Source organism: Bacillus sp. MAG717A, from assembly GCF_036884855.1.
Lineage (GTDB): Bacteria > Bacillota > Bacilli > Bacillales > Bacillaceae > Bacillus > Bacillus safensis.
Map to the genome: position 1 here is coordinate 1 of NZ_CP145733.1, position 21,337 is coordinate 21,337.

At 40.4% G+C, this 21,337-nt stretch carries 16 protein-coding genes and 2 pseudogenes; all 18 read right to left on the minus strand.

The genetic code is table 11. From position 1 onward, the window contains the following. Window positions 1–123: 123 nt before the first annotated feature. Window positions 124–285 carry a hypothetical protein gene (locus V6Z54_RS00005; RefSeq protein ID WP_338527576.1) on the minus strand — a complete coding sequence of 54 codons (162 nt, stop codon included), beginning with the start codon at window positions 283–285 and terminating at the stop codon, window positions 124–126. A gap of 290 nt (window positions 286–575) precedes the next feature. Then, a complete protein-coding gene (locus V6Z54_RS00010; protein WP_338527577.1) occupies window positions 576–797 on the minus strand; it encodes a hypothetical protein in 222 nt (73 codons plus the stop codon). A gap of 185 nt (window positions 798–982) precedes the next feature. Next, a pseudogene (gene sigG / locus V6Z54_RS00015) lies at window positions 983–1,807 on the minus strand (RNA polymerase sporulation sigma factor SigG). Window positions 1,808–1,950: 143 nt separating this feature from the next. Further along, window positions 1,951–2,675: pseudogene (sigE, locus tag V6Z54_RS00020) on the minus strand (RNA polymerase sporulation sigma factor SigE). A 58-nt stretch (window positions 2,676–2,733) separates the two neighbouring features. Further along, the gene (gene spoIIGA / locus V6Z54_RS00025; protein WP_338527574.1) at window positions 2,734–3,663 is read right to left on the minus strand and encodes a sigma-E processing peptidase SpoIIGA; all 930 of its coding nucleotides are present in this window, start codon (window positions 3,661–3,663) and stop codon (window positions 2,734–2,736) included. Window positions 3,664–3,913: 250 nt separating this feature from the next. After that, a complete protein-coding gene (locus V6Z54_RS00030; RefSeq protein WP_338527983.1) occupies window positions 3,914–8,224 on the minus strand; it encodes a S8 family serine peptidase in 4,311 nt (1,436 codons plus the stop codon). A 308-nt stretch (window positions 8,225–8,532) separates the two neighbouring features. Next, window positions 8,533–9,678 (minus strand): cell division protein FtsZ, encoded by a 1,146-nt coding sequence (ftsZ, locus tag V6Z54_RS00035; RefSeq protein ID WP_024426931.1) that lies wholly within the window; start codon window positions 9,676–9,678, stop codon window positions 8,533–8,535. A 33-nt stretch (window positions 9,679–9,711) separates the two neighbouring features. Further along, entirely contained in the window at window positions 9,712–11,034 is a 1,323-nt protein-coding gene (gene ftsA / locus V6Z54_RS00040) for a cell division protein FtsA (RefSeq protein WP_024424253.1), read from the minus strand. Window positions 11,035–11,193: 159 nt separating this feature from the next. After that, the gene (locus tag V6Z54_RS00045) at window positions 11,194–11,562 is read right to left on the minus strand and encodes a small basic family protein (RefSeq protein ID WP_003210988.1); all 369 of its coding nucleotides are present in this window, start codon (window positions 11,560–11,562) and stop codon (window positions 11,194–11,196) included. Then, entirely contained in the window at window positions 11,562–12,287 is a 726-nt protein-coding gene (locus V6Z54_RS00050; protein WP_041084931.1) for a DUF881 domain-containing protein, read from the minus strand. Before V6Z54_RS00050 ends, V6Z54_RS00045 begins: the two co-directional genes overlap by 1 nt. A 20-nt stretch (window positions 12,288–12,307) precedes the next feature. Further along, window positions 12,308–12,997: a DUF881 domain-containing protein gene (locus tag V6Z54_RS00055; protein WP_024424255.1), complete on the minus strand. Its 690-nt coding sequence runs from the start codon at window positions 12,995–12,997 to the stop codon at window positions 12,308–12,310. Further along, entirely contained in the window at window positions 12,994–13,773 is a 780-nt protein-coding gene (locus V6Z54_RS00060) for a cell division protein FtsQ/DivIB (protein WP_073979462.1), read from the minus strand. The genes V6Z54_RS00055 and V6Z54_RS00060 overlap by 4 nt, the downstream gene beginning before the upstream one ends. A gap of 127 nt (window positions 13,774–13,900) precedes the next feature. Beyond that, window positions 13,901–14,812: a UDP-N-acetylmuramate dehydrogenase gene (gene murB / locus V6Z54_RS00065; protein ID WP_338527578.1), complete on the minus strand. Its 912-nt coding sequence runs from the start codon at window positions 14,810–14,812 to the stop codon at window positions 13,901–13,903. A gap of 31 nt (window positions 14,813–14,843) precedes the next feature. Beyond that, the gene (gene murG / locus V6Z54_RS00070) at window positions 14,844–15,938 is read right to left on the minus strand and encodes an undecaprenyldiphospho-muramoylpentapeptide beta-N-acetylglucosaminyltransferase (protein ID WP_073979461.1); all 1,095 of its coding nucleotides are present in this window, start codon (window positions 15,936–15,938) and stop codon (window positions 14,844–14,846) included. A gap of 198 nt (window positions 15,939–16,136) precedes the next feature. Further along, complete coding sequence (gene spoVE, locus V6Z54_RS00075) at window positions 16,137–17,237, minus strand: stage V sporulation protein E (RefSeq protein ID WP_024424259.1); 1,101 nt, start codon at window positions 17,235–17,237, stop codon at window positions 16,137–16,139. A gap of 59 nt (window positions 17,238–17,296) precedes the next feature. After that, the gene (murD, locus tag V6Z54_RS00080; protein WP_338527579.1) at window positions 17,297–18,652 is read right to left on the minus strand and encodes a UDP-N-acetylmuramoyl-L-alanine--D-glutamate ligase; all 1,356 of its coding nucleotides are present in this window, start codon (window positions 18,650–18,652) and stop codon (window positions 17,297–17,299) included. Further along, entirely contained in the window at window positions 18,653–19,627 is a 975-nt protein-coding gene (gene mraY, locus V6Z54_RS00085) for a phospho-N-acetylmuramoyl-pentapeptide-transferase (RefSeq protein ID WP_034317997.1), read from the minus strand. A gap of 135 nt (window positions 19,628–19,762) precedes the next feature. Continuing rightward, window positions 19,763–21,238, minus strand: coding sequence for a UDP-N-acetylmuramoyl-L-alanyl-D-glutamate--2,6-diaminopimelate ligase (locus V6Z54_RS00090; protein WP_338527580.1), 1,476 nt, complete (start codon window positions 21,236–21,238; stop codon window positions 19,763–19,765). Window positions 21,239–21,337 lie beyond the last annotated feature (99 nt).

Sequence of the window (21,337 nt, forward strand, 5' to 3'; positions counted from 1 at the left end):
TACTGAGTTATATTACTAATGAATTAATCCACCTTCTAATGCTGCCTGATCGCTTCAATTTCTCTCTCCTCCAGCGACACCAATGACTAGCGGATTTCCTTCAGCTTTTGCGGGCTTATGCCATTACCGTCGTTCACGGGTGGGATACACTTCCCTGATGATCAATAAAGTATAGCCAATGTCACCCACTACATCCTTCGCTTGAAGAATATCCTCCTCACCGCTTGTCATATAAGATTTCACCATCGTTGAAGCTGCGGAACCCGCCAATTCCGACAACCGCAATATTGATGATTCTCCTAGTTTAATCACTTTTTGATTGATGGCTGCCGGATTAGTACGTCCTTCGCTTCTTTCGTATCAAGCATAACAGCACATGTAAAAAACTCACATTTAGATTTGAGTGCTTCTGTGCACCTTGCAATAATATAGATGGCGTGGATATCAACATCTTCGTTTCCCCCACCCCCGACAAGCGAACAAATGTCACGGATGAAAGTGCTGAACTGACGTAAGCGCTTCGCATTTCATGCAAAGTGTTCCTGAAGAAAAACCGATAACTTGTCCATCCTTTATCACTTTAACAAAAAGCCTGCCGCTGCACGGCGCGATTCGCTTTTTGTTGTTTCTTGGCTGAGCGTTTCCACACAGACGACTTCTCGCAGCCCATATTTCCGCTCTATTTTTCTTTCTAATGATCCATATTGTTGATTCACTTCATCATGAATAATGATTTCCACGATTCCTGCTTCACGTGCTTTTGCAAATATTCGATATGAGCGAACGGCTAACCCCAACAGCTTCTGCTATTTTAGATTGAGTGGCGCTTCTTCATAATACATATGCGCAACCTTTATGAGCAGCCTTCTTTCATCATGGAATGTCATAATAACCCTTCTTTCCGCTTAGTGTTCCCTAACAAATGATATCTAAAATAACATTTGTTAGAAACAGATTAAATGAAAAAATAACAGAGTCAATACTAGAGACGTGCTCTCTCACAAGAATGAAAAAAGCCGCACATGAAGCGCGGCTTTAAAAGATATTTTTTATTCATTTGTTTGATGGCTGCTTTTTCAAGTCTTGAGACTTGTGCTTGAGAAATCCCGATTTCTTCAGCGACTTCCATTTGCGTTTTTCCTGGAAGAAGCGTTTGCGGAGAATCATTTTTTTCTCGATCATTCAATCGGCGCATTCCCTCTTTTAAGGCCAATTCTTCTACCCATTGTGTGTCTTTGTTCCGATCATCACTAATTTGATCATCACATAAATCGGATCTCCTCCGTCATTATAGATCGGTTCGAACAAAGAAACAGGATCTTGAATCGCATCTAGGGCAAAGACAATTTCCTCATGAGGCACTTCCAGCACTTTGCAATGTCTTCTGCCGTTGGCTCCTTGCTTGTCTCACTGATCAGCCTCTCACGGACCTGAATGCTTTATAGGCAATATCTCTTAGTGAACGAGACACCGAATTGGTTGTTATCACGCAAGTATCGACGGATTCTCCTATGATCATAGGACCGCATAAGTTGAAAATCTACATTGTGGCTTAAATCAAAATAATCAATTGATTTCATTAATCCGATACAGCCTACTTGGAAGAGATCATCCACATACTCGCCTCTGTTGTTAAAACGCTGAATCACACTCTAAACCAACCGCAAATTGCCATTGACTAGCTTTTCTCTTTGCTGTATCGTCACTTCATCTTGCAGCTGTCTGAACAATTTTCTCATCTCGTCGTTTTTCAGAACAGGCAGTTTGGAGTGTCGACTCCGCAGATTTCCACTTTATTTCTGGACACTTTTTTCCCTCCCTACAGGAGCTGTTGTACAAAGTTCAGTATCTCCTTGGGATGGAAAAATATGCACGAGTGATGATGAGAATCATGAGAAAAGAAGTTGATTCCTTTGACAGCAAAGGGACAGAGCTTTCAAAAAAATTTTTTTAGACCATTTTGTTAAATTCTTTTTGTAATCGTTTAATAATTCTTTTTTTCAAGCCTTGAAATATACGACTGAGAAATTCCTAGCATGTCAGCGACATCTTTTTGGGTTTTTTCTTCACCGCCGACCAATCCGAACCTGAGCTCCATGATCTGCTTTTTCGCGGCGTCATTTAATTGCTCTAACGCTTTTTTCAAAAGTTTTTTATCTACATTTGCTTCAATATCCCGCGTGATAATATCATCATCTGTTCCAAGTACGATCTGATAAAAGCAGTTCATTTCCGTCCCAATCAATGTTGAGCGGTTCATCAAACGACACTTCTGAACGAATTTTATTATTTCGGCGCAAATACATCAAAATCTCATTTTCAATACATCTCGAAGCATATGTCGCAAGCTTGATCTTTTTTTCTGGGTTAAATGTATTGACTGCCTTAATGAGGCCAATGGTTCCAATACTAATTAAATCCTCAATATTAATCCCTGTATTTTCAAATTTTCTTGCGATGTAAACAACCAACCGCAAATTTCTTTCGATCAGAATGGCCCTTGCTGTTTGATCACCTTTTGGTAATTTGACAAGCAGTTCCTGCTCTTCATCCTTTGATAATGGAGGCGGCAGCGCCTCACTACCACCAATATAATAAATCTCATCACTCTTTATACCTAGCTTCATGAGGAGTTTATACCAGTAGTAAGTGAATTTAAATTTTAATTTTTTCATCTTCTTCTCCCTTCTAAATGTCAAGTTGACCTCGTAAGATAAAAGACATCACCAAAACTTAAGACACCCCTTGGATGATTTTTCCGTCTAACATATCTGGATGAATGATGGATTGAAATTCCTGATCTGCTGATAAACCGCTTAGACTCATGCCTACAAAACACTTGGCTGGCTGGATCATATGCGTTTTTGAATAAATGAAGACCGTATCTGGTTTTAAGCATAGAAGAAACCCGTGATCATGCCCGACCGCTCGATATGGAACAAGTCGTAAACGATCAAGAAGCGGAAATCGCTCATCGAGCTTTTGCATCACTTCAACAGGATGAGACTGCTTCATAAGCTCTATAAAAGGCTCTCCGCAAATGGACATGAGCTGATCGGCCTGAACGATCATCACAGGTGTTTTCGTCATAGGATCATACAGCTGATTACCAGAATCGACGAGTCCCTTTAGCCGGATGGTCTCTCCGTGAATGTGTATCTCCACAAGTACTTGTTCATCAAACTGTCTTTTTTTCGCACCGACCTCTCCTAATCTTTTCTTTGAAAAGAGCCAAATCGCAGGAAAGCTAGTTAAAACGAAAAGCCAGCTAACGGGATCACCAAAGCCATCATTTTGTGAAATCAGCAGGCCGTTTTGAATAACAGTATTGGTTTGTAAAAACGAATGAACCCCGATCATGCCTCCTCCCATCAAAAATGTGACAAAGTAAAAAGCAAACAAGTTTTGAAAAAAGGAACGAAATCTTTGAAATCCAAAAGTTGCAAGCACGATCAAGACAGAAAAAAGCAGTTTGCCTATAGGGTGTGACACAAACATTGCAAATGGTGTAAAGAGCAAGAGAACAATGCTCGATCCAATCAGAGCTCCTAACATATATCGCCGTTTTTTTACTTGTCGTTTGAGAATAAATGCAGTGAGTAAGAGAAGCAATAGATCAAAACAAAAGTTTAACAGCCAAATCACATCTAAATAAATGACCACCTTCTGCTCCTTTCATCTGAAACAAAGAATCAAAAGCAGTACTTGCACTTGTTTGTACCAGTATAAAACAGCCAAGAGATGGAAGTCTGTCAATTCTTGTTGGGGATGATAGAGAACTTTTGGTGGATTGTTATTGTTTTTGTCGAGGAATGAGAGCACAAAGCAAGAGAGTGTTCTACCGGACAAGCCTCCAAACAATTGTTCGAAACGAAAAAGACACGCTCCAAGGAGTCGTGCCTTTTTTTAAGGTTTATTTTTCATTGATATTTAATGTGCCTGGAGCCTTTTGTCGTGTGACATTTCCATAATCATCCCGCACAATCACTTCAATGACTGCACCTTTTGCTTTGGCGGTAGAGGTAGCTGTCCAGTAGCCTTCATATGTTCCGTTAGCTACCTCGCGAAGCGGCAGCTCTGTTGTATTTTGCAGCTTTGATCTAGCGTTTGTCAGCGGCATATGAATGACAAACGTTGCGTCTAGCTTTTCTCTGCTGCTAAATGAAATTTTAACAGACTCACCTGATGATAGATTGACATTCTCTGCTGGTGTCAGCTTCGAAATCTCAGGTGCTTCGTATTGAACATCGATATCGACTTTTTTAGTCGTTTTGTTTCCTGCTGCATCTTTCGCTGTTACTTTGATCGTATTTTTCCCGTTTTCAAGCAGTATTCTTACAGAATATTTCCCACCTTTTATTGCTGCCTTTTTTCCATTCACAGTGACTTGATCAAGATGAGCATCCGTTACCTTTCCTTCTACAGTGAGAGATTCTTTGTTAGACTTTTCCCCTTTTTTCGGTGTATCTATCGTTAACGCTGGGGCTGTTTGATCAATGATCACCTTTACTGATTTGGATTTTTTCGTTGCACCTTTATCTGTAACAGTGGCAGCCGTGAATACATGCTCTCCGCTTGACACTGTGACCTCCTCTTTGAAAACACCTGACTGGTCTGCTTTCACTTTGGCAATCTCTTCATCGTTTTGATAGATCGCTACATCAAGCCCTGGAGAGGCTTTTCCTTCAATCTCCAGTTCATCTTTGCTCGTGATCGTTCCTGCTTTTGGAGATGTTATTTCTGGTACATCAGCTTCATATTGGACAAGCGCACGAATCATATAATTTCCCTCTTCTTTTGGAGAAGGAGAAAAGGAACCGCTTGTCAGCTGCCAGCTTCTTTCAGCATTTGGTCCATCTTCATCTGTTGCAAGGCCTGGAGATTCCGTATTCTTTTTCGTTTGAATATAGACAAGATAGAAATCTCCCTCCACCGTAATGGCTTGATCCTCTAAATCTACTTTTGTCCATTCACCATTGCGCAGCGCATTCGCTTTGAAAGGTCCAGCGACTTTCTCACCGGGAGCGCCGTCCTTCCCGGACGCATCATACACTTCAACCGCAAATTCATTCCCGCCAGGAGCTGGCCACTCTGTTGTCCAGAAACGGAAAAGCCCACCTGTGACTTGCGCTTGTTTCTTCCCCTTTTCTAATGAAAATTTCACCGCCCAGCCATTGCCAGGATCATAGAACGCTCGTGCATTTTCAGCTGTTCCGTCATCGTAGCCAATTTCGCCAGCAAAACCAATGAAAGGTTCCAGGTTAATTGCTTTTTCAAGCGGCTTTTCTGTCACATCCGCTGTAAACGAATATCCTTTAAACCCTTTCGCAAATACTTTGACTGTATACACACCGCTCAATGCCTCTAGAGAAAACTCGCCAGATTCATCTGTTTTGACCGGCTCAATTTTCGCATCCTCTACAAGATAAACCGTAGCATCCTTGACTTTTTCACCCGTTGTTTCGTTTACAATTGTCCCGGAGATCGTTCGTTTCTCAAGTGGCTGCAAAGAGAAATTCGCCTCTGCCGTGTCACTTGAGGAAATATTGACTTTTTGGGTGCGTGATTCAAACCCATATGCTTCAGCTTTCACTGTAAACTCCCCTGCACCATGAGAAAGCTGATATCTCCCTGTCGCTTCATCTGTGTACGTGGACTTGCCGCTTTCAAGCACACTGATTTCTGCCTTCATCGGAAGAGCTTTGATTGACGGAGCATCTAAGCTTTTTTCCTTTTTCATCTGGACATGTTTTTCTTTTATTTTAGCAGGCTTTGCCCTTTTCGGATCAACGGGTTTCTTCTGCTCGTGTGCAGGCTTTTCTTTTTTGATGACGCCAAGTTGTTTCTTTGCCTTTTGAGGCAAGGCTTCATCTGTTATTTTCACATCATCTAAATAAAAACCGTCTTTTGTCACACTGCCATCTGTTCTTAGCTGAAAAATAACTCTCACGTTCTGACCTTTGTAGGCAGATAAATCAACTTCTCCTTTTGTCCATGCACTTGTTTTACCTGTATAGGCTGCCACCTGGACAGCATCTTCCCCCTCAGGCTGCACATGAATATGCACATAGTCATAATTTGCTTCAAGGTCATGCCAGTATTGATATTGTAAAAAGGAGGAGCCTGACTCAGGTACAGCAATCATCGGCATAGATAAATGAGCATCTGTTGAATTTTCATAAGGACTGTCTAGGTTTGTGGCATAGACATGATCTCCAGTAAAGGCTTGTTTCGGACCTGTGGTCGGTTTTCCCCACTGCCAAGGATCTTTTGTTCCACCACTGAACCATCCACTAGGCCATGCTTCAAAATCTTGCGAGTAGCCAGTCGTGATGGATGTTCTAATCGGAAGCGTATACGGTTCTGATGCGGCTTCATTTTCTCCAAAATCTTTCACAATCCATCGGTACGTGACGTTTTCTCCCTCAAGTTCTGGTAGCTGGACAACATATGTCCCCTTTAAATGATTTCCATCCGTACGTTTTGCTTGCAGCGTCTCCCTTTTCCCTTGATCCACTTGATAGCTCAAGGAGACATTTGTCACAGCTACTTCATCTTCGGCTGTGATGCTTAGAGGAGTTGGCGTAGAGGCAAAAATTTCATTCGGTCCTTTATGAGAAAAAACAGGTCGTTCCGTATCTTCCCCTTCTTTTGTTACCTGTCCTTCAATCTTGCCAATTCCATCTGTTAATGCTGTGATCGCCTCTCTTGCATCAACTAATCCTGCCCCATAGCCATTGTTAGGGGATTCCGGGAATTGCTGATCTGTCAGCGGCTTTGCAGTATCAATGAGAATTTCTTCGATCTCTTCAACAGACAGATCTGACTGTGCTTGGCGAAGAAGAGCCACAACAGCTGAAACATGCGGACCTGCCATCGAGGTTCCATTCCAGCCATCCTCATACCCTTTTCCAGGTATAGAAGAACGAATGTTTACCCCTGGGGCCGCGATATCTGGTTTCATGACGCCATAGGGAGAGGGACCTTGCAAAGAGAAAGAACCCAATTTGTTGTTTTGATCTGTTGCACCCGTCGCAAAGGCTTCTGGATAGTTCGCAGGATTTGCAATAGATCCCTCACCGCCAGGGTTAAATAAATCCGTATTACCAGCTGAAAACTCTGGGAAGATATCTGCCGCTCTCCAAGCATTGACCACATCTTTATACCAATCATCAAGACCAGGCCCGCCGCCCCAAGAATTATTGACTACATCTGGTGCCTTTTCTGGATGAGGGTTTCCGTTTTCATCTTTTGGAGCTAAAATCCATTCACCTGCGTCAAGCAGATCAGCATCTGATCCACCATCTTCTGAGAAAGCTTTCACCGCAATCCATTTTGCACCTGGTGCGACGCCAATTTGATTCTCTCCATTTGGCTCAGAGCCAACCATCGTTCCCGTCACATGTGTACCATGCTCTAAATCATCGTATGGCGTTTCAGAACCTGTCGTTGCATCGTACCAATTGAATTCATGAGAAGGTTCATTCGGACGTGCAGGATCAAATCCGCGGTACTTTTCTTTTAATGCAGGATGATCCCATTCCACACCTGTATCAATACTTGCCACAACGGTACCAGTACCGTCATAGCCTAAAGCCCATGCTTCTGGGGCATGAACTTGAGAAATATTCCACTCGATTCCATCTGCTGCTTTGATTTGTTTGTTCGGCTTTGAAGTCTTCAAATCAACAGGACGATGAATTTGACGGATTTCATTTGGCAGCACTTGATCTACTTCTGGGAAGGAAGCCACCTTTTCCATGACTTCTTTCGTTCCCGTCACAGCGAGACCATTCACAATATAGTACGAATGAATATCCTTTACTTGCTTTTTCTTTTGTGCCTTTTGTAAATAAGCAAGCAGCGCTTCCTGCGTCTCTTCAGATGTTGCTCTTAGTTCTGATACAACAGCTGATCTTTTTGTGTACTGCGTTTTAGCAGCTGTTAACTTCTGTTTTTTGGCTTTTGACACAGCATCCTTCGCCACTTTTTTGACATTTGTTTGTTCCTTCATTTTGACTAAAAAGGTCACCTTGTCTTCTTGTTGAAACTGTTTCATTAATCTAGATGATATCTTTGCTTTTGTTTTCTTGGAGGATACAGCTTCCTCTTGATATGAGGTAGAAGTCGATTTTGCTTGAACCATCCCAAAGCTTGTCATCGTTAAAGTACCAATCACCAAAAGACTCATCAAACGATAGCCGGCGGTTTTGCGAAACTTCACTTTCAATCAAATCCCTCCTCCTCAAATGGTCAAACAGAGTGCGGGTCTCACTCCTCCCTTTCCTTTGTTCATGACAAAATTCATGGTGTTCTATTTAATGTAGTCAAATAAAGTTCATCATTTTGTCGCTTTTTGTAATAGGATTTAAAAATGATTCTTTTTACTTAACCATCCTAAGTCTAAATACACATGTTAAATAAAGTAATCCAGACAGATTTAAGACTTTTTGATTAGTAGTGATACGGGTTTCTTTATATATGAGACATGAAAAAATCCCCTTCCGGTGGAAGGGGATGAGTGATACTCGATTAGCGTTTATTTCGATTGCGCAAGAACGTTGGGATATCCAGCGTATCATCGCTTGATTGTGTATTTTGTCTCGGCTGAGATGATGACTGCTGATGTTCCTCACGTTTGACTTCACGTTTTTGAGGAATGGATTGATTTTGCTTTAATCCTTGCCCTAATGGATTTCTTTGTGGTTTTGACACCTCTGGCTCTTGCTCAATAAATCCAGTTGCGATCACGGTTACCACAATTTCATCCTTCAAGTTATCATTAATGACAGAACCGAAAATCATGTTTACATCTTCATCAGATGCAGAAGCCACAATGTCCGCTGCTTCTTGTACCTCATAAAGACTTAGGTTCGTACCACCAGTAATATTCATGATAACACCTTGTGCACCGTCGATTGCCGTTTCCAGAAGTGGTGAAGAAATAGCTTTCTTCGCAGCTTCAGCGGCACGATTTTCACCTGTTGCAACACCAATACCCATAAGAGCAGAACCTTTATTGGACATGATCGTTTTCACGTCAGCAAAGTCAAGGTTGATTAAACCTGGTGTGGCAATAAGGTCTGAGATTCCTTGAACACCTTGTCTTAGCACGTTATCTGCTGCACGGAATGCTTCAAGCATTGGCGTGTTTTTATCAACAATTTCAAGCAAGCGATCGTTTGGAATGACGATTAATGTGTCAACTGCTTCTTTCATAGAAGCAATTCCTTCGACTGCTTGAAGCTGACGTTTTCTTCCTTCAAATGTGAAAGGACGAGTCACGACTCCAACTGTCAATGCACCAGAATCTTTTGCGATCTTTGCAATGACAGGTGCAGCACCCGTACCAGTTCCACCGCCCATACCAGCAGTAACAAAGACCATGTCTGCACCTTTTAATACTTCTTCAATCTGTTCTTTGCTTTCCTCAGCAGCTTTTTTACCGACTTCAGGATTCGCACCTGCTCCAAGCCCTCTTGTCAGCTTAGCACCGATTTGCATTTTCGTTTCTGCTTTTGATAGATTTAACGCCTGTGCATCTGTATTGACTGCAATGAAATCGACACCTTGTACGTCATTTTCGATCATTCGGTTGACAGCGTTATTTCCGCCTCCACCTACTCCGATTACTTTAATTGATGCTAGGCCGTCTATATTTGTTTCAAACTCCAACATGCTGAATCCTCCTAATCCGTCGAAAATCTAATTCTATTCCCAGAACATATTAAATAGTTTTTTCATTTTGCCCGGTTTTTTATTTGTCTCTTCTTGTGCTTTTTGTTTTACTTTCGGTCTTGGCTGCGCTTCTTTCACTTGTGGTGCAGAAGAAACCGGCTCCATGGATGCGCCTACTTCATGAAACGCCTCATCCGGCATTTGGAATCCAACCTGTCTGCCCTGAATCTTTGCATTGCGATAAGCAAAGTGGATCAGACCCACTCCTGTCATATACTGAGGTTCTCTCACCCCAATATAATTTGGACTCGCAATTCTAACATTGTTTTGCAAGACCGTTTGTGCAAGAGAAAGGATACCTGGTATAGCCGCCTGTCCACCTGTTAGAACGAATCCGCCAGGCAAATCATGGACACCCATATTTCTTAATTCCTCTGCCACAAAGAGCAAGATTTCTTCCAGCCGAGCTTCGATGATATTAGCCGCTTCAAGCTGTGTATACGTCTGTTTCTGATCGGTACCGATGACAGAAACTTCAAATGTTTCCTCAGACGATGCCTCATCATAAAATGCATGTCCAAATTGTTTTTTGATTCGTTCAGCTTCTTCAGTAGAAGTTCTAAGTCCTATAGACAAATCTTTTGTAATGTTCTCTCCGCCCAAAGGGATACTGTGAGTAGAATAGAGATGCCCGTTTTCAAATACGGAAATCGTTGTAGATCCGCCGCCAATATCGACGAGAGCTACCCCTAGATTTTTTTCATCTTTCGATAATGCTGCTGAGCCCGATGCGAGCGGCTGCAAGCAAATATCCATAATTTCAATTCCAGCTCTCTCTACACATCGGAGCCAGTTATGTAGAATCGTTTTAGAACCTGTAATTAACGATCCATCCACCTCTAGCCGAACACCAAGCATTTTTTTCGGATCAGTGATCTCATCTCTTCCGTCGACGATAAATTGTCTCGGGATGACGTCTACGACGAGATGTTCTTGAGGAATAGATACTACCTGTGCAGCATCTAAGACACGTCTCACATCTTCAGCATGTATTTCTTTGTTTTCACTAGATACTGCGACCACGCCGCTCGTATTCTGAATATGAATGTGGTTTCCGTTAATTCCGACAATCGCCTTTTGTAAAGGAAAACCTACCATTCTTTCAGCCTGTTCAAATGCTTGTCTAATAGAATGAACTGTCTCATCTATATCAACAATCGATCCTTTTTTTAACCCTTCTGAAGGGACATTTCCAACACCTATAATGTTAAGCGAATCATCCGCCATTTCTCCGACGATGACTTTAATATTGGATGTACCGATGTCAAGGCTGACGTAAATTTCATTGTTGTTCATTCTATGGCACCTCCTCACATATCAATACTTTCTATTCTATTATTTGCTGAACAACAATACAATGAATGTGTTTTTACAAGTGTGTAACAAAACTTAAAAAATCAACATTTTTTATTAGGATTACTGAAAATATTCGTTACATCATATGTATATCCTTTTTTATGACTCACTTTTTTTCTTTTTTTCTCTAGAAATTGTCCATTTAGTTAGTAGAATTCTTCGAATAACTGCTATATTTTGAAACAATCTAACGCCGAAAGCAAACATTCCGACTAAATACAAGTCTACACCAAGATGGACGCCCAGAAAAGCTAAACTTATTGCAAGTATAATATTAAAGAAGAAGCCTGATACAAACACTAGTTCATCGTATGCCCCTTGCAGATGTGCCCTGATTCCACCAATCAATGTATCAAGTGCAGCAAGTACAGCGAGGGAAAGATAATTAGAATACTCATTCGGTATCGTAAAATTTGTTAAGAAACCGATCGCAACTCCTATGATTAAGCCAAGTACAGGAAGCCACATTAAGATTTTCCCTCCTTTACATCGTCAAGAGGCTTCAACTCATTTACCTGAATTGCACCGTCATATGCTTTTAATTGAATTTGTTGCTTCGGCTGGCTAATACTTAAGCCGAAATTTTCCTGAGCAAACAAATCACCAATATCTGATACATTTAAACGGCTGTATAATTTGTCAGCCTGGTCGCTGATCATCTTGATGGTCACTTCATCACCATCTAAGCTGTAGCCATCCATTTTTGTCGTGCCATTAATATCTCGAATCACACTTGTATTAATCACACGATGGTCATTAATGGAAATATGTTTTGCCCCATACATATTGGCCTCGTTGATTAGCTTTTTCAGAAGATCAGGTGGGATATTTTTCACTTCTTCTCCGGTCAGATCCTTAGAGAAGAGCTGAGAGATGTCAACTTCAATTCCCTCCCCTGTTACTTCTGTAAAACCAGCCTTTTCTTTTAAATCTTTTAATGTTTTTGTTAGTTGAGCTTCTTTTGATTGATCACCTTGATGACCATACTTTTTCAGCATTTCATCGTATTTGTCAATTTCTTTTAGTAAATCCAATTCTTTACTTTTAGATGCAGATAAATCCTCTCTTAGCTCCCACACATCGCGAGTATCACGAACTTTGGGCTTTTGCAATGAATTAAATTGGATGGAGACCATGATGCCGAATATCACCATTAAGGCTGTCAAACTAAGTAAAGGCTTCTTTTTCCTCAACACCACTCACCTTTTCACTTTTAATCTTTGTGTTTTAAAAGAGGATTCATACGAATATCCTTTTTTTCAATCGTCATCGAAATGTGATCACTTGTCAGCTGATCGACCACTCCTCCTGCAATATTTAATGCAGGTATTAACACAGCCGGATCACCGATAGCAGAAATGACAAACGGCGCTGGATGCTGAACACCGTCAACTGTGACAACTGGGCCGTTACAATGTATGTATGATTGGTGTGTAATTCTCTGTCCATTAATAGATACGGCAGAGGCCCCTGATATAAATAGTTCGTTTATCACATGAAAAATGTGGCTCTCATGAACAATGTAATTATTGACATTTTGTCCACTCGGGATATAAGATGCATCTTCAAGGGATACTTTTACCCCTTTTCCTTTTACGCCGATCTCTCCTGTAAACATCCTGTATTTCTCAACATCTTCCAATACATTAAAATACTGCTCTTTTTCATTTTTCAAATTGGACTCAGTGGCTTGAACCTGTGATTGAAGACTGTATAATTCTTTTTCAAGTTTCTGATTCGCCTTTTCTTGCTTTGTCAGCTGACTTTTCAAGGAGTATTCTTTTTTCCATTGCTCTGTGCGAATGACATCTGCCTGATGCTGCTTAGTATATTGGTATGAAAAAGAAATCAGAAAACCAAGAACAAGCATTACAATTGAGAAAATAACTGTTTTGCCTCTCAACGTTCATCTTCCTTTTTCTTAGATTTAAACGATTCAAAATACGTCGCCACTTCCATATGGATTGTGCCTTTTTCAGAAGGAGAAAGTTCTTTTACAATGGCAGGATAGGTTTTCATTTTATCAGCGAATGTTTTAATCGATGCAATCACAGTGTTCCCGTCATTCATATAAAATTTAACGAGCCATTGGTTTGAGCTTGTCGGCACATAATATATTTCAGAGATGAGTTCCTGAATAGAGGCTGGCAGCTGATTTAAAGATCTTACAGTTTGCTTCAGCTTCTCTTTATTGTCCCAATCCACAAAAATAGGTCCTGCATGACTTGGTGTGACTTCTTCTGGTAATGCTGTCCCATTTTCAAGAAGCTCATAGTATAGATTTCCCTTTTGAAGATACGCAATATTGGCATATTCTTTGACAGCAATACTGACCTTATTCGGAAAATGTTTTTTGATACTGACACTTTTAATCAGTTTGTTTTGTTTAATATGATCTGCTGTTAAATCTTTATTTAAATTCCAAAACTCTGTTTCGCCTTCTTTAATTTGGGAAAGTTTCACAAGCTGTTTTGTAGGGACATGCTCGTTACCCGTAATAGTTAAAGAAGAGATTTTACTGATTGGTGTCTGCAAATAAATAATGATTAGAACCATGATAAAAAACAGTAGAATAAAAGAAATTAGTCTCCGATTCGCTTTCTGCTTCCTTTGTTCTTTAATTTTAGGAATTCGTTCTTCTATATTGACGATCTTTTCATTTTCATGATCAGGCCGCATATATATTCTTCACCCCATTCAAAGCTGCTTGTCCACACCTTTGGGTCATCATTTTGATGAGAAAACAAACGGCATTCTTTCATGCCGTTTGTTTTCCTGTGATGCCATCATTCATAAAAACTAGCTTTTAATTTGCTTCACCGATAATTTCTACTTCTGTATGCATATCTACATTGTAGTCATCTTTAATTTTCTTTTGGATGTACTGAATTAAGTCCAGCACGTCTTGAGCAGTAGCCCCGCCAGCGTTCACAATAAAGTTGCCATGCATATCAGAGATTCTTGCACCGCCAATTTGATACCCTTTTAAATTCGCTTTTTCTACAAGCTGTCCTGCATATTCAGGCAGCGGATTTCGAAAAATACTTCCGGCACATGGTCGATTATAAGGCTGTGTTTCCTTGCGATAGTCTTTATTTTGGTGCATTTTCTTTGTGATTTTCTCGCGATCATCCTGTTTGAGCTTAAACACGGCCTCGAGAACAATGCCTGGTCGTTCCTTTTGAAGGACAGATGTTCTGTAGCTAAAGTTCATCTGCTCATTTGTTAACCACTCGATGCTTCCATCTTCAAATAAGATTCTCGCTTTCACAAGGATCTTACTGATATCAGATCCGTGCGCACCTGCGTTCATATAAACAGCACCGCCGATAGATCCCGGGATACCAGCTGCAAACTCCAGCCCTGAAAGACCCTGCTTACTAAGAGACGTTGCAAGCCTTACAACAGAATAGCCGCCGCCAACTGTAATCTCTTCATCATTTACAGTTAAATGATCAAGTCCAGCGCCTAACTTCAGGACAACGCCACGTATTCCTTTATCAAGTACGAGTAAATTCGATCCTCTCCCAATAACCGTCCAGTCCGCGTGGTGTTTTTTTATCTGATCCATGATCGTTTTAACTGCATCGATATCTTTAGGAACGATCAATAGATCTGCCGGTCCGCCTATTTTCATTGTCGTATGATTTGCAAGCGGCTCATTTTCAAGCACTTTACCGACTTGCGCTTCTAATAATTCATTCTTCAAGTTCTCCATATTACCCTCCGCCTTACCTAATATCATTCCATCATGTAGTCGTAATTTCTTTTAATACATTATATAAACGTCCAGCCGCATCTGGTACTCCAAGTTCTTTTGTTAAACGGCTCATTTCGTTTAATTTTTCTTCATTACCAGCAATTTCATCAATGGCATGAAGGAGGCTCTCTCCAGAAAGCTCTGATTCTCTTAAAACGATTGCAGCATCATGCTTTTCTAGTGATCTTGCATTGATTTCCTGGTGATTTGCCGTCACGTATGGGCTTGGAATAAAAATAGTTGGAATTCCAAGGGCTGTTACTTCAGCAATTGTCGTGGCACCCGCTCTTGCAACAATCACATCAATTGATTTCAAGTACTCCGGCATTTGATGCAAGAAAGGCTTCGTAATCATATTAGGTGCTGCACCTTTTTCCTTTAGTTCGTTCAGCACTTTTTCATAATGAACCTCACCTGTGATATATAAAAGCTGATAGTTCTTAGCCTTTAATTCATCTTGCATGTCAATGACAGCTCTATTAATCGGCGCAGCACCCCGGCTCCCGCCAAAAATAAGAACCGTTTTTTTCGTTTCATCCAGCCCAAACTCCTTCAGAGATTTCCCCTCTTTTATAGAGACGACTTCAGAGGCTCTAGGGTTTCCCGTAAATACAACCTTTTCAGAAGGAAAATGTGCCTTTGCTTCTTCAAAGCAGATGGCTACCTTATCAACATATCTCGCCAGAAACTTATTTGTGATTCCAGGCAGACTGTTCTGTTCGTGAATAATAGTCGGGATTTTCAGCTTAGAAGCTGCATAAACAACAGGGCCGCACACATAACCACCTGTTCCAATGACCGCATCTGGTTTGAATTCTTTTAAGTAAGATTTGCTTTTTTGAACGCCCTTTAGAAATCTCATCACCGTTTTTACGTTATCAAAGGAAAGCTTTCTTTTAAAACCTGTAATTTCTATGGACTTGAAAGGGATATTTTCTCTTTCTACAATTTTCTTTTCAAGTCCATTTTCAGTACCAATATATAAAAATTCTACATTAGGATGCAGTCTTTTCACTTCTTTAATAAAAGCTAAGGCCGGATAAATATGTCCGCCTGTTCCGCCTCCACTGATTACTATACGCATTATACCATTTCCCCTCAATTTTTTTCTGCTCTGAACAAAGTATAAACCCTGTTTTAAACAACAGGGCTCCGTTAAAACCTGTAAAGAAGAGTCAGAAAACATGTTTTCAATACGAAAGCTGTCTTTTTCACTCTTCAAATCATTTTTTTGTACTTTTGCAAAATAAATATCATCATGGTTTCATGAACTAGCAGCACATTAATATCTAGCGTATCTGCTTACATTCAAAAGTACGCCAATTGCCATCAGCATTAATGTCAGTGATGAGCCGCCATAACTTAGGAATGGGAGCGTGATACCTGTCACAGGGATGAGTCCAGTAACAACTGCGATATTAATCATCACTTGAATGGCAACCATTGAAATGATGCCAACTGCTAGGAAACTTCCGTATAAGTCTGGGGCTCCAAGTGCTATTCGTATGCCTCTCCATAATAGAACACTAAAGAGCAGCAAAATGAGTGATCCTCCTATAAAGCCAAGCTCTTCAGACAATATCGCAAAGATGAAGTCTGTTTGAGGCTCAGGTAAATAAAAGAATTTCTGTCTACTTTGACCGAGACCCATTCCGAACAGACCGCCTGGACCAACAGCGTATAAGGATTGAATAATTTGAAACCCACTGCCTAGTGGATCTTCCCAAGGATTTAAGTACGATGTAATTCGTTTTATGCGGTAGGGCGCTGATAAGACGAGTGCAGCAAATCCGCTGAGCCCTAAAAGACCGAGAAATATAAAGTGAGCAATTCTCGCACCTGAAACAAATATCATAATAATACAGGTTCCAACCATTACCGTCCCTGTTCCCAAATCTGGCTGCAGCATTATGATGGCAAATGCAGAAAACACAATGCCTAATGCTGGTGCGAAACCTTTACGAAAGGATGTGATATTTTTTTGTTTTTCAGATAAGAATTTTGCAAGAAACGCAATCATCGCAAGCTTCATAAATTCAGAGGGCTGAATACTAAACGCACCGACACCGATCCAGCTTCTTGATCCATTTCTCTCCATACCAATACCTGGAATGAGTACAAGCAGTAAAAGGAGAAAACAAACAGCAATCAATATCTTTGACCACGTCCGCCACGTCCAATAATCGACTCGCATAATGAAAAACATCGCGATAACTCCGATTCCGGCAAACAAAAGCTGTCTTTTTGCAAAATAAAACGAATCATCAAATTTATACGATGCCCACACAGCACTAGCGCTGTACACCATAATTAAACCAATCGTCAATAAAAGTAACGTAATGACAACAAGCAAAAAGTCCGGAGAAGTTTTCTTATTCGTCAAGAGACCGACACCCCAAGCATAATTCATTTGGGCTGTCAGTCATTATGAGAGACAAGCCCTTATTTAAGCATATGCACGGCGTTTACAAACATGTCTCCACGTTCTTCAAATGTTTTATGTTGATCCCAGCTTGCACAAGCCGGGGATAATAAAATCACGTCTTCTTCTTCAGAAATGTTAAACGCCGCAGGTACTGCTTGTTCAACATTATCGACATGTTTTACGTGATGTATTCCCAGTTCTTCACCAAGCTTCACAAACTTAGGTGCCGTCTCACCAAATGTGATGATTCCTTTTACATTTTTCATAAAAGGCTTCAATTCATCAAATTCATTACCGCGATCAAGCCCGCCGGCTAGTAAAATGGTCGGCTGCTTAAAAGCTGACAATGCTTTACTTGTTGCTAGTATATTGGTGGCTTTACTATCGTTATAAAATTTTCTGCTTTGAATTGTATCTACAAACTGCAGACGATGCTTCACTCCACTAAATGTCATGAGAACGTGTGCGATCGCTTCATTTGAACAGCCTGCATTTTTCACAACACAAATAGCTGCCAAAATATTTTCTTGGTTATGCTCACCAGGAAGAACAACATCCTTTAAATCAATGATATGTTCATTTAGGTAGTAGATCGCACCATTTTTAATATACGCACCATGTTCTACTTGCCCTTTCACCGAGAAAAACACTTTTTTTGCTTTTGAAGCTTCAGCCAGTTTTACGACTGATGGATCATCGAGGTTAATGACAGCTATGTCATCTTCAAGTTGATGTGCGTATACTTTCTGCTTTGCTTTTTCATATTCATCACGAGTGTGGTGATAGTCTAAATGGGCATCAAAAATATTTAATATTAAGCTGATTTTAGGTCTAAAATCAACTGTTCCCATTAACTGAAAAGAAGACAGCTCAGTTACGATCCACTCATCGCCAGCTGCCTTTGCAGCGACTTCGCTGGCAACTGTGCCAATATTACCTGCCACTAAAGTTTTTTGACTGTCGTGTTTCAGCATTTCATAAATCAAAGTCGTGGTAGTGGTTTTTCCATTTGATCCAGTAATCCCTATAAAAGGAGCTGAGGTTAAATGATAAGCTAATTCAATTTCCGTCCAAACTGGAATTTGGCGTCGAATCGCCTCTTGAACCATCACATTTTCATATGGAATTCCTGGATTTTTAATTAAAATCGTTATTTCATTATCATCGAACATACGAAGAGGATGGCTGCCACAAATGACATCAATCCCCTTTTCAGAAAGAAGTTGAGCAGGTTCATTTTCTTCAAACGGCTTTTGGTCATTTACTATAACATTCACTCCATGCTCATGAAGAATTGAAGCTGCCGCATATCCGCTTTTTGCAAGACCTAATACTAGTACATGTTCGTTTTTTAACATTTGCATCTTATTCAATTATAACCACACCTCGATGTAAATTCCTAAAACAGCAAGTAATAAACCAGCTGTCCAGAAGGTGACAACTACTCTCCACTCAGACCAGCCAACTAACTCATAGTGGTGGTGAAGCGGACTCATCTTAAAGATTCTTTTTCCAGTTGTTTTAAAGGAGATCACTTGAAGAATAACGGATAACGTTTCGACAACAAATACTCCTCCAATAATGACAAGTAAAATTTCAAGCTTTGTTAAAATGGCAATCGCTACAATCGCTCCGCCTAAAGCAAGCGACCCTGTATCACCCATAAATACTTTTGCAGGATGCGCGTTAAACACAAGAAACCCAAGAACGGCTCCAGCAACAGCTACTGAAAAGATCGCTACATCGTACTGTGATTGATTCCAAGCCAGTATAGCAAAGGCTCCAAAGGCAATAGCAGCGGTTCCAGATAATAGACCATCCAGTCCATCCGTTAAGTTCACAGCATTAGAACCTCCGACAAGCATGAAAATAACAAGAATAAAGTAAGCCCATCCTAAATCGAAGCTGACATCTGTTCCTGGAATACGAATCGTCGTTGCAAACTGATAATAATGGAAGACTGCATAAAAAATCACTGCGATCACAATTTGACCGATTAATTTCTGTTTCGATGTTAAACCTAGGTTTCGTTTCATCGCTACTTTAATATAATCATCTAAAAATCCTAATAGACCGTAGCCAAGCGTGACAAATAACAATAAAAACATTTCTGGACTAATCTCAGAAAATTTGTTGATCATCACAATCGTCGTAATTGTGATAGAAAAGATAATCATAATTCCGCCCATTGTCGGAGTACCTGATTTCTTTTGGTGAGACTGTGGTCCTTCTTCTCTAATACTTTGACCAAATTTAAGTCTTCTTAAAAACGGAATAAAAATCGGGGATAAAAGAACACTGATTAAAAATCCCATTATGATTGTAAACAATATCACCTGTTCAAGCATCGTTCTTTACTCCTTCCGAATTTCCAAAGCCGTTTTCCATCAGAAAATTGCATTCATTATTAAGGTATTCATTCGCGTTCTTCGTATGTTGTTTTTGTACAAAATGCTTCATTTCATTACACTCTTTTCATCATTTTAAGATTTGTTTAGATCTAAAATAGCGTCCATAGCAACCTTTGCATCATCAAAGTCGTACACTTGATCGCCAACGATTTGATATGTCTCATGGCCTTTACCCGCTATTAAGACTGTATCGCCTTTTTTCGCATTGGCAATTGCAAAAAAGATGGCTTGTTTGCGATTCACAAAGCTATGATAATATGCGTCTGGCACACCATTTTCCATATCCTTCAAAATAGCTGAAGGATCTTCGCTTCTTGGGTTGTCTGATGTAAATACAGGCTCATCTGCATACTTCACAGCGATTTGGGCCATTTGAGGACGCTTTGTTTTATCACGGTCGCCGCCGCAGCCTATCACACAGAAAATTTTGCCCTCTGTTAATTCTCTACACGTTGTCAGGACATTTTCTAAGCTGTCAGGTGTATGGGCGTAATCGACGATCACAGGGAAATCTTGATCACAGTTCACAAGTTCAAATCGGCCTTTGACTCCCTCCAGCTCTTCAATAGCACTTACAATCGTTTCAAATGTTAAGCCAGATACGATCCCTACTGATACAGCTGCTAGGATGTTGTACACATTAAACTTACCGATGAGGGCAACTGTCACTTTTTTGGTGCCAATTGGAGTGATTAAATCAAATTGAGTTCCCTTCGGCTTGATTTGAATATTCTTTGCCATGACATCTGCTTTTTGCTCTAAGCCATATGTCATGACTTCAGCAGCTGTCACTTTTTCATAGTAACTCGAAGCATCATCATCCGCATTTAAAATCGCATGCTTTGGCTTATCGTGATGAAAGGCACTGCCCAGCTGTGAAAACAGCAAGCTTTTCGCATGTTTATATTCTTCCATTGTGTTGTGGTAGTCAAGATGGTCCTGCGAAAGGTTTGTGAAAACGGCAATATCATAATCACATCCATGTACCCTGCCAAGATGCAGTGCGTGTGATGATACTTCCATAATGGCTGTGTCTACATCTTGATCAAGCATCTGTTTAAAGGTCTTCTGAAGTGTGACACTTTCAGGTGTCGTGTTTTTCACATCGAGAATGTCATCATTCACCTTCATATACATCGTACCGATTAAGCCTGTTTTCTTTTCGGCTTTTCTCATCATTTGTTCAATCATGTGTGTTGTGGAAGTTTTTCCGTTTGTGCCTGTGATCCCGATGAGATTCAGCTTATGAGTTGGCTGTTCGTAAAACGCATCAGCTATTCTTGCAAGAGCTCTTTGAGAGTGTTTCACAATAATGACTGGTACATCTGTTATGTTAAGAGGGTGTTCTGCTACAATCGCTGCAGCCCCGCTTTTCACCGCTTTTTCAGCATAATCGTGTCCATCTACTGTATAGCCTTTTATACAGACAAAAAGGCTTCCTTTTTTCACCTCTCTAGAATCCATTTCGATGGAAGTGATATCAGGATTTTCGTTTATTAATTCGTTGTTTTCACTTTTAAAGTATGTAAGGAGTTCTTGTAATTTCATTTCATATCAAACCTCTCAAATTCGTTCACGTGCATGTCTTGCGAAAAAAACACACAGTCTATATTTTATCGTAAAAAAAAGGATACATCCAGCGTATTC